Genomic DNA, 598 nt, shown 5'->3' with positions numbered 1-598 from the left:
TGGATTAAAAAAGTATTTAAAATGGTAATTAATCTGCTGAAAAATATATATTCTGAAAATAAGAAATTGATTTCATTTTTGAATTATCAGTATCAGCCATTATAGCTAGGCCATCTAATTCATTCACATCTAAATCGTGAAATTTTTTAAAATCCTCTTTAACATTAGCTTTTACTGTTACCCATTCATTAAGGTTGTCTTTAGTGGTTGCCAATACATTGTCTATAGATTTTTTTGTATAAGGACTGGTTCTATTTTCACCAACTTCACTATTACTTGAAAAAACATAATTAATTGCTCTATTTGATAAAGGTGTGGCTCCAGTTTTTTTAATCGCAAAAACACGGGCGGCATAATCATGACCTTTTTTCGTATTCTCTTTAATTCCACGAAGGTCTTTCTCAATTTTCCATGTAATATTGATAAAAGGTGTTTTATTTAGGTCAATTTTGATCTCTTTTCCTAGGCCTGAAGCGGCATTATCTGCTACGGCTTTTAAATAATTACCATTTTCATTTGATCCAACAGTATAAGAAGTCTTGTTATCTGCTCCTCTTACTTTACGGATCTCAAGTGCTGATAATTCTTTTTCAGTAAA

Annotated in this window: 1 protein-coding gene; it reads right to left on the bottom strand. The window is 30.4% G+C overall.

Features of this window, described 5'->3' with window-relative positions; all coding sequences use genetic code 11:
- Nucleotides 1-28: 28 nt before the first annotated feature.
- The coding region (locus tag AMN81_RS04175; RefSeq protein WP_072090847.1) for a DUF3047 domain-containing protein at nt 29-598 on the bottom strand (570 nt) is incomplete at its 5' end.

The organism is Candidatus Pelagibacter communis, assembly GCF_001179845.1.
In the GTDB taxonomy this organism is placed as follows: domain Bacteria; phylum Pseudomonadota; class Alphaproteobacteria; order Pelagibacterales; family Pelagibacteraceae; genus Pelagibacter; species Pelagibacter ubique_Q.
The sequence above is the reverse complement of the archived record's forward strand: the minus strand, read 5'-3'. Positions and strand labels throughout refer to the sequence as shown.